General features: G+C 74.5%; 8 protein-coding genes. 3 read left to right on the forward strand and 5 right to left on the reverse strand.

The features are described from left to right. Positions 1-114 precede the first annotated feature (114 nt). Positions 115-1,164, reverse strand: a complete 1,050-nt coding sequence (cobC, locus tag KIK08_RS26240) for an Rv2231c family histidinol phosphate aminotransferase CobC (RefSeq protein WP_214405926.1) — start codon at positions 1,162-1,164, stop codon at positions 115-117. A gap of 85 nt (positions 1,165-1,249) precedes the next feature. On the opposite strand from cobC, the gene KIK08_RS26245 reads away from it, so the two are divergent. After that, on the forward strand, positions 1,250-1,729 hold the full coding sequence (locus tag KIK08_RS26245; protein WP_408004725.1) for a low molecular weight protein-tyrosine-phosphatase: 480 nt from the start codon (positions 1,250-1,252) through the stop codon (positions 1,727-1,729). Further along, complete coding sequence (locus KIK08_RS26250; RefSeq protein ID WP_308257900.1) at positions 1,726-2,541, forward strand: fructosamine kinase family protein; 816 nt, start codon at positions 1,726-1,728, stop codon at positions 2,539-2,541. Before KIK08_RS26245 ends, KIK08_RS26250 begins: the two co-directional genes overlap by 4 nt. A gap of 90 nt (positions 2,542-2,631) precedes the next feature. On the opposite strand, the gene KIK08_RS26255 is transcribed toward KIK08_RS26250, so the two are convergent. The 4 genes from KIK08_RS26255 to KIK08_RS26270 form a co-directional block, all read right to left on the reverse strand. Then, on the reverse strand, positions 2,632-3,555 hold the full coding sequence (locus tag KIK08_RS26255) for a GNAT family N-acetyltransferase (RefSeq protein WP_214405928.1): 924 nt from the start codon (positions 3,553-3,555) through the stop codon (positions 2,632-2,634). A 73-nt stretch (positions 3,556-3,628) separates the two neighbouring features. Then, the gene (locus KIK08_RS26260) at positions 3,629-5,023 is read right to left on the reverse strand and encodes a WS/DGAT/MGAT family O-acyltransferase (protein ID WP_214405929.1); all 1,395 of its coding nucleotides are present in this window, start codon (positions 5,021-5,023) and stop codon (positions 3,629-3,631) included. 99 nt (positions 5,024-5,122) lie between these two features. Further along, entirely contained in the window at positions 5,123-6,352 is a 1,230-nt protein-coding gene (locus tag KIK08_RS26265) for an SAM-dependent methyltransferase (RefSeq protein WP_214405930.1), read from the reverse strand. Between the two features lie 17 nt (positions 6,353-6,369). Further along, positions 6,370-7,683, reverse strand: coding sequence for an FAD-binding oxidoreductase (locus KIK08_RS26270; RefSeq protein WP_308257901.1), 1,314 nt, complete (start codon positions 7,681-7,683; stop codon positions 6,370-6,372). Positions 7,684-7,914: 231 nt separating this feature from the next. Between KIK08_RS26270 and KIK08_RS26275 the strand changes: the two genes are divergently transcribed. After that, complete coding sequence (locus KIK08_RS26275; RefSeq protein ID WP_214405931.1) at positions 7,915-8,610, forward strand: dienelactone hydrolase family protein; 696 nt, start codon at positions 7,915-7,917, stop codon at positions 8,608-8,610. The last annotated feature ends 615 nt before the right edge of the window (positions 8,611-9,225 follow it).

The following is a 9,225-nucleotide window of genomic DNA, read 5'->3' on the forward strand; positions in this document are numbered from 1 at the left end:
CCACCAAGCTCTCATCGCACTGGCCCGACGACGAGTCAACGTCCTGCACGCCATGCTGCGCACCAGAACCGAGTACCGAACCGACCACAGGCCGGCTGCCGCTTGACAACAGCATTAGGCAGCCACCGCCGTCAGGGCGTCGGAGAGCGCGGCAACGAGCCGGGCGACCTGGGCGGGCGGGCGCACGGCGACCCGGATGTGGTCGGGGCCCAGGCCGGGGAAGGTGTCGGCGCGGCGCACGGCGATGCCGGCGGCGCGCAGCGCCGCGCGGACGGGCTCGCCGCGCCCGTCCGGCAGGCGCAGCAGCAGGTACGGGGCCCGGCCGGGCAGCACGGTGACCCCGTCGACCGCGGCCAGCGCGGCGGCCTGCTCGGCCCGCAGGGCGACCAGCCGCTCGGCCGCGCGCTCGGCCTCGGCGACGGCGGGCGGCTCCGAGCAGGCCAGCACGGCCTCCAGCGCGAGCGTGGACACCGGCCAGTGCGGGCGCGGCGCGGCCAGCCGGGCCAGCAGCGCCGGCTCGCCGAGGGCGTAGCCGGCGCGCAGCCCGGCCAGCGCCCAGGTCTTGGTCAGGCTGCGGAACACCAGCAGACCCGGCAGCCGCCGCCCGGCCAGCGACTCCGGCTCGCCCGGGAGGGCGTCGGCGAAGGCCTCGTCGACCAGCAGCACCCGGCCCGGCGCGGCCAGCGCGGCCACGTCGTCGGCGGGGTGCAGGACGCCGGTCGGGTTCGTCGGGTTGCCGATGACCACGAGGTCGGCGGCCGCCGGCACCGCGTCGGGGTGCAGGCGGTGGCCGTCGGACTCGTCGGTGAGCACGCGGACCACGTCGACACCGGCGTCACGCAGCGCGGCCTCCGGTTCGGTGAACCCGGGGTGCACGACAGCGGCCAGCCGCGGGCGCAGCGCCGGCAGCAGCGCGAAGCCCTCCGCGCTCCCGGCCAGCACCAGCACCTCGTCGGCCCGGCGACCGTGGCGGGCGGCGACGGCCGCGCGGGCCGCGGCGTCGTGCGCGGCCACCGGGTAGCGACCCAGGCCGTCCAGGGTGTCGGCGAGCCGGTCGCGCAGCCAGCGGGGCGGGCCGTCGCCCTGGACGTTGACCGCGAAGTCGAGCAGACCGGGCTCCGCGTCGACGTCGCCGTGGTGGCGCAGGGCCTCCCGGTGATCCATGCGGCAACCCTACGGCGAGCGGACCGACCCGGATCGGCGACACTGTCCGCATGTGGTGCCACCCGACGACCAGCGTCCGCTGACCGTGCTCTCGATCGTCTTCGTCTGCACCGGCAACATCTGCCGCTCCCCCATCGCCGAGAAGGTCTTCGTCCACGAGCTGGAGCGGGCCGGGCTCGCCGACCGCGTCCGGGTCAGCAGCGCCGGTACCACCGGCTGGCACGTCGGCTCCCCCGCCGACGACCGGGCGACGGCCCTGCTGCTGGCCCAGGGCTACGCCGGCGAGCACGCTGCCCGGTTGATCGACGCCGAGCAGCTGGGCGCCGACCTGCTCGTCGCCCTCGACCACGAGCACCGCCGCACGCTGCAGTCCATGGTCCCCGAGCCCGAGCGGGTGCGGCTGCTGCGCTCGTTCGACCCCGACGCGCCCCCCGGCGCCGAGGTCCCCGACCCCTACTACGCCGACGAAGCGGCCTTCGAGGCCGTGCTGGCGATGGTCCGCGCCGCGGTGCCCGGCCTCGTCGACTGGGTCCGCGAGAACTCCTGGACCCGGCCGGGTCCGTGAGCGGGGTCGCGCGGACGCGGTGGCACGGGCGCGCCGCGGTCGTGAAGCGCGGACCGGCGAGCGCCGTCGCGGCGGAGGCGGCGGGCCTGCGCTGGCTGCGGGTGCCGGACGGGCCGCCGGTCCCGGAGGTCCTCGACGAACGGCCAGGCGAGCTGGTGACGGCGTTCGTGCCACCCGGGGACGCGTCGCGGGAGGCGGCCGCGGCTCTGGGTCGCGGGCTGGCGGTGCTGCACCGGGCCGGGGCGCCCGCGTTCGGCGCACCCCCACCCGGAGGACCCGCCGACGCCTGGATCGGCGCGGCCCCCATGCGGAACTCCCCCGCCCCGCACTGGCCCGCCTGGTACGCCGCCGACCGCCTCCTCCCCTACCTCCGCACGGCCCGCGACGCCGGCTCCCTCACCCCCGACGGGGTCGCGGCGGTCGAACGGGTGCTGGACCGCATCGACGAACTGGCCGGACCCCCCGAATCCCCCGCCCGGCTGCACGGGGACCTCTGGTCGGGGAACGTGCTCTGGTCGACCGACGGCGCGTGGATCATCGACCCGGCCGCGCACGGTGGGCACCGCGAGACGGATCTGGCGATGCTGGCGCTGTTCGGGTGCCCAGCGGGGGCGTCCTCGCAGCGCCAGGTGCGTGTCGCAGCGCCGGCTGTGTCCTCGCAGCGCGCCGGCGGGCTGCGACCACCCACCCAGGGCTGCGGGATGGACGAGAAGGAGCACCTGCGAAGACCCCAACGCCCCTGCGAAGACGCCCCGACCCCACCACGGACCGAACGGGAGGCCCGGCGTCTCCCCCAAGCGCCCCCTGCTTGATCAGAGGTCGCCCTCCGCGTAGGAGCCGCCCGGAGGCCGCCCGCCGCAGGCGCCGCCGGAGGCCCCCAGGGAGCCAGGCCCGAAGAAGACTCAGCGCCAGTCGTCGAGCACGAACAGATCCTCCCGATCGTACCCGGCGTCGTTCGGCCGGTGCATCGTCACCGCCGCCACGTCGGTCCGCATCCCGGCCGCCACCAGCCACCGGTACGCCTGGTGCCGCGCCGTGGACACCCCCAGCGTCAGCCGGTGCGCCCCCATTGCCGCCGCGTACCCGCGGCACGCGTCCACCAGCGCGGTGAAGGTGGCGGGCGCGCGGGGGCCGGGGCGGACGGCGGCGAACTTGACGTAGGCGATGCCGCTGCCGGCTTCGGTGCCGGGGCCGTGGTGCAGGACGGCGAAGCCGTCGGGGTGGGGGCCGCCGACCACGACGACGTCGCCGAGGCCCTGCTCCAGGACGCTGTCGATCTCGCCGCGGACGTCGAGACCGGCGCGCACCGCGGTCGTGACGGCGTGGCAGTCCTCGACGTGTTGCTTGCGGGCGATGGGGTCCAGTGTGGTGAGGCGCCGGCCCAGCCGCTGTTCGCTGCCGGTGACCGCGGTCGACATGACCGCGGTCAGGAACCGGGACCAGAAGCCGAAGCGCTGGTAGAGGCCGTGGTGGCGGGTGCTGTCGGCGAAGGTGAACAGGCCCTGGTGGGTGGTGCCCCAGCGGTCCAGGAGCGCGACGCCGGCTTCGGTGAGGCGGGTGCCGACCCCGCGGCCCCACATCGGCGGGCTCACCGACAGCGGGCCCAGCAGCCCGACGTCGCCCCAGCGGGTGGCGACGATCGTGCCGACCGGCCAGCCGGTGTCGTAGGCGGCCAGTACCGTGGTGTGGCGGGCCCGGAAGCGGGTGCGCAGCAGGTCGGTGTCGGCCATGAGGTCGGCGCCGAGGTAGGCGCGGAAGGCGTCGCGCAGGACCAGGTCGGCCCGGTCGAGGTCGGCGGCGGCCAGCGGCCGCACCTCCAGGTCCATGCCGGGAGGATGCCGAGGCCGCTGCGCCGGGAGGCGTAGCGAACCGCGGCATTCGCCCGGTCGGGACGGGCGGTCACTCGGCCGCGACCAGCTCCCGCAACGCGTCGCCCAGTGCGGTGGCCAGGTCGTCCACGTCGGGGGCGGCGTCGCGGTCGGCGGTGAGGCCGTAGTGCACGGCGCCGTCGTAGGTGGTGACGCCGATCGCGACGGCCTGGCCGCCGGCCAGCGGCACCACCGGGTACAGGTCGCGCATCCGGGCGCCCAGCGCGTAGAGCGGGCGCGGCGGGCCGGGCACGTTGGTGACCAGGACGTTGTAGAACCGGCTGGAGAACTGGCTGGCCAGCCGCGCACCGAGGCTGTGCACGAGCGGCGGCGCGAAGCCCACCAGCCCGACCAGGGCCGACGCGCCGACGGCGTGCCCGCCGCGCTTCTGCTCCTGCATCCGTGCGCGCACGGCCGCGAGCCGGGCCACCGGGTCGGGCTCGCCGACGGGGAGGTCGATCAGGCAGGCCGAGATGGAGTTGCCGGTGGGGTTCCCGCCGCGCGTCCTGGCCCGGACGCTGACCGGCACCAGGGCGCGCACGACCGTCCCGGGGGCCGGGGGCTCGGAGCGCCCGGTCAGCCACGTCCGCAGCCCGCCCGCGACGACGGCGAGCACGACGTCGTTGACGGTGCCCCCGTGCCGGCGGCGCACGGCGCGGTGCTCGGGCAGCGACGTGCGCTCCATGCCGTAGCGGCGCTGCTCGCCGGTGGTGGCGGTGAGCGAGGGCACCGGTCGCGTGGTGACCGCGGTGCGCCCGGCCGACACGACGCCCTGCATGGCGCGCGAGACCCGGTCGACCGTCTCCCGCACGTCGACCGCGGCCCGCCCGGCCCGGTCGAGCACCATCCGCGGGCGCAGCAGCGCCTCACCCGCCGCCGACGCCGCCAGTTCCAGCCCGGACGGCTCGGGCGCGGGGCGCCAGTCGTCGGGCTCGGTGGGGCGCGGCTGCGGGGTGGGGTCGAGCAGGGCCGTGCCGATGTCCATCGAGGCCAGCCCGTCGACCATGGCGTGGTGGGTCTTGGTGACGACCGCGAACCCGCCGTCGGCCAGTCCCTCGACCAGGTAGACCTCCCACAGCGGGCGGGAGCGGTCGAGGCGGCGGGCCAGCAGCCGGCCGACGAGCTCGCGCAGCTGGGCGGGGGTGCCCGGGGCGGGCAGCGCGGAGCGCCGCACGTGGTAGGCCAGGTCGAAGCACGGGTCGTCGACCCAGACGGGCAGCCCGAGCCCACCCGGCACCTCGCGCAGCTTGCGCCGGTAGCCCGGCACCAGCGGCAGGCGCTCGCCGATGAGCGCGGTGAACGCGTCCGGGTCGAACGGGCCGTCGGCCGGCGGCGCGAACGTCATCACCGCGCCGACGTGCATCGCCGCGGTCCGGTGCTCGGCGAACAGGAACGAGGCGTCCAACGCGGACAGCCGGTCGGGCAAGGGCGGGCCTCCTCCACCAGATCATGCGGGACGCCAGGGACTCGCGCGCTGCGGGACTCGACTCCGAGCTCAACGCTGCCGTGGCGACGCCGTCACGACCTACCACCCGCGCAGGGGAAACCCCGATTCTCCGCGCGCGCCCACCTTGACGCCGAGCACCTGGTGCAGCTGGATGTTGTTGCGCTCGAACCCGAGCCGGCAGGCGGCCATGTAGAGCCGCCACACCCTGGCCCGGCCGATGCCGACCTCGGCGACGGCGTCCTCCCAGTTGGCTTCGAGGTTGGCACCCCACGCCGCCAGGGTCAACGCGTAGTGCTCGCGCAGGTTCTCCTCGTGGCGGACCTCGAAGCCGGCGTCGTTCATCTCGCTGACCAGCAGGCCGATCGGCTCCAGCTGGCCGTCGGGGAAGACGTAGCGGCGGATGAACGGGTCGAGCCTGCGCTTGGGTGGCGTGTAGGGCTGGGTGATGCAGTGGTTGAGCAGCCTGCCCTCCGGGCGCAGCCGCGCCACCAGCCGGCGGAAGTAGCCGGCCAGCTCGGACTTGCCGATGTGCTCGGTGAGGCCGATGGAGCTGATGGCGTCGTACTGCTCCTGCGGGGCGTCGCGGTAGTCGAGGTGGCGCACCTCGGCCAGCGCGCCGAGGCCGCGGCGCTCGATCTCGGCCTGCGCCCACTCGGCCTGGTTGCGGGAGAGCGTCACGCCCAGCGCCTTGACCCCGTGCTCGGCCGCGGCGTGCATGACCATGCCGCCCCAGCCGCAGCCGACGTCGAGCAGCCGCATGCCCGACCGCAGCGCCAGCTTCTGCGCCACCAGTTCGTGCTTGGCCGTCTGCGCCTCCTCCAGCGTCGCGTCGGCGCTGGGGTAGGCGGCGCAGGTGTAGGCCATCGACGGGCCGAGGACCCACTCGTAGAACCGGTTGGAGACGTCGTAGTGGTGGGAGATGACCTTGCGGTCGCGGCGCTTGGAGTGCAGCCTGCCGCGCGGTCGGGCCTCCAGCGCGGGCGGCGGCTGGCGGTGCCGCGCCCAGACCGGCGCCAGCTTGGCCGCCAGCCGGAGCTGGTCGGCCCGGGTGATGTCGTGCAGGGTGAGGTCGGCCAGCGCGTCGAGCAGGGCGTAGAGATCTCCCTCGACCTCTATCTCGCCCTCCACGTACGCCCTGGCCAGCCCTAGCGTCCCGGGCGCGGTGGCCAGCCGGGCCAACGCGCGCGGGGAGGAGATCCGGAGCGCGACCTCGGAGCTGTCCGGGCCGGCTTTGCTGCCGTCGTAGCCGATGACGCGGACGGGGATGTCCGGCCCCACCATCGTGGAGATCAAGTCAGCGACCTGCATCCCGACTCACCTGCCTGTTATCCGGTGACCTTGGTGTGGAGATCGCCCAGCCGTCCCCGCGGGTCGTAGCGACCCTTCAGCGCGCGGTAGGCCGGGCCGTTGTAGCGCTGCCAGAACTCGTCGGCGCTGTAGTGCACCGTGGAGTAGAGCGACTTGTGCCCGTCGAGGTCGGCGACGAGGCGCTCGATCCGGCGGTTGTGCGCGTCGGGGCGACCGGGGACCTCCGGCACCGCCGACCAGAACCCGACGTTGACGTACAGCTCGCCGGGGGTCATGGGGTAGAGCGGCCAGGTGCGTTCGCCGCGCAGCCGCACCGGGCACAGCCAGACCGGGGATATCCCGATCTCGCGGTGGAACGCGTCGAGGAACTCGACCAGCCGGTCGACCGGGATCTCGACGTCCTGGATGACCATCTCCTCCTGCGGCTTGCCGGTGATGCGGCGCAGCCGGGAGGTGAAGCGGGTGCGCTGGTCGAGGGCGACCAGCTTGCGGTACACGTCGGAGCGCCGGTAGCGCTGCGGCCACAGCCGGCGCACGAGGGCGTTCTGCGCGCCGAACGCGCGCGAGCACCAGAACCAGTCGGTGTCCCAGCGCCAGATGTAGTCGCGCGCGGTCAGCAGGTCAGTGGGCCGCTCGCGGATCGAGCGGTAGAAGATCTGCTGGCCGGTGTAGTCGCTGGGGGTCTGCCCGGCCGGGTCGTCGGTGAAGGTGCCCAGCGTCAGGAACTGCTCGTCGCGGCCGAACACGGTGCCGTCGACGAAGTCGAGGTCGCCACCGGCGTCGCAGACCTTGGCGACGGTCGCGGCGAGCTCGTCGGTCGGGACGCGGCGGTGCTCCAGGCGGACGTAGCGCGCCACCGGTTGCAGCTCGACCTTCAGCCGCAGGGCGTAGCCGAGGGTGCCGTAGGAGTTCGGGAACCCTGCGTAGAGGTCGGCGTGCTCGCCATCGGGGGTGGCGGTGACGACCTCACCGTCGGCGGTGAGGACGTCGATCTCCAGGACCGACTCGTGCGGCAGCCCGTGCCGGAACGACGACGACTCGATGCCCAGCCCGGTGACCGCCCCGCCGAGGGTGATCGTCTTGAGCTGCGGGACGACCAGCGGCATCAGCCCGTGGGCCAGCGTGGCGTCCACGATGGTCTCGTAGGTGGCCATGCCCTGCACGTCAGCGGTCCGCGCGACCGGGTCGACGTCGACGACGCCGGTGAGGGCGGAGGCGTCGAGCCGCGCGGCCGGTGGCGCCCCGAAGCGGAACAGGTTGGACGTCGGCTTGGCCAGCCGCACCCGCTCGCCCTGCGGCACCGCGCGGTACCGGCGGACCAGGTCCGCCACGGCGGCATCGTGCGCCGCGCGCGTGACCGTTCGGACCGCGGGCTCCCCCGACCCCACTCGCTCCACGGAGCGTGACGCTAGTCCGCGCACCGCTGTCCTGCACAGACGTTTACCGGAGGTCTGTTCGTCACACCCGGCCGAGCGGGTGTCGCCCCCGCGGGTGGGTACGCACCGCGACACGGCGCCGGTGCGCCGGGCGTCGGGCGCGCGATGGTGGTCTGATGTCTCACCGTGGCTGAGAACCCCGTGCAGAACGTCACCTTCCCCAGCAACGGCGGCACCGCCCACGGCTACCTGGCCGTGCCCGGGTCCGGCAGCGGACCGGGCGTGGTCGTGATCCAGGAGTGGTGGGGCCTGACCACCCACATCAAGGACGTCACCGACCGGCTGGCCGCGGCCGGCTTCGTCGCGCTCGCGCCGGACCTCTACGGCGGCAGCACCACCCACGACTCGGACGAGGCCGGCAAGCTCATGGGCGAGCTGCCGGTCGACAAGGCCGCCCAGGACCTCGGCGGTGCCGTCGACTTCCTGCTCGGGCACGAGGCCGTCACGTCCTCGAAGGTGGGTGCGGTCGGGTTCTGCATGGGTGGCGGCTTCGTGATCGTGCTGGCCGCCCAGCAGGGCGACCGGATCGGCGCCGCGGTGCCGTTCTACGGCGTGCTGAAGGAGGACTACCCGGACCTGTCCGGGATCACCGCCCCGGTGCTGGGGCACTTCGGCGAGCAGGACTCGTTCACCACGCCGGAGGCGGCCCGCGGACTGGCGGAGCGGATCCGGAGCGAGTCGGGTGTGCAGCCGGACTTCCGCTTCTACCCGGCCGGGCACGCGTTCTACAACGACGAGGACCTGCTCGGCACCTACGACAAGGCCGAGGCTGACAAGGCCTGGACGGCCACCCTGGACTTCCTGCACGCCAACCTCACCTGAGCAACTCCCGTCGAGAACGAAGTTGTCGCGATTGTGGACCGGTCCAATCCACGACAACGTCGTTCTCGACGGGTGGGCCGCGGGGCGTGGCAGGTTGGACAAGCCGCGCTCATGCGGCGGGGTTGGACGAGAGCCGCGCTCGTGCGATCAGACGTGGCGGGGGTGTTCTCGCAGCGCTGGCGCGGTCTCGCAGCGCTGGCTGGGGACGTCGCAGCGCTGGCTGGGGACGTCGCAGCGCTGGCTGGGTCGTCGCAGCGCGCCGGCGGGCTGCGACCACACACCCGGCGCTGCGACACACCACGAGGGCTGCGAGCCCGGCCGGCGAGACGGCGTGCAGCGCCTGCGCGGCGGGCGACCTCTGATCAAGCAGGGCCCCGGAGGTGGTGTGGGCGCGCTACGCGCGCCCCGGTTCGCGCCTTCGGCGCTCACCGCACGAGCGCGGCTTTCGTCCAACCTGGCCGCACGAGAGCGGCTCTCGTCCAACCCGGCGGCGTCCCCGGGGAGCGAGCGGCGCGGGACGAGCGCGGCTCTCGTCCAACCGCACCTCCGTCGAGAACGAAGTTGTCGTGATCAACAGGGCCAGGTGGAACCGCACACAGCGGTCACGACGGCGGC

The organism is Pseudonocardia lacus, assembly GCF_018531445.1.
In the GTDB taxonomy this organism is placed as follows: domain Bacteria; phylum Actinomycetota; class Actinomycetes; order Mycobacteriales; family Pseudonocardiaceae; genus Pseudonocardia; species Pseudonocardia lacus.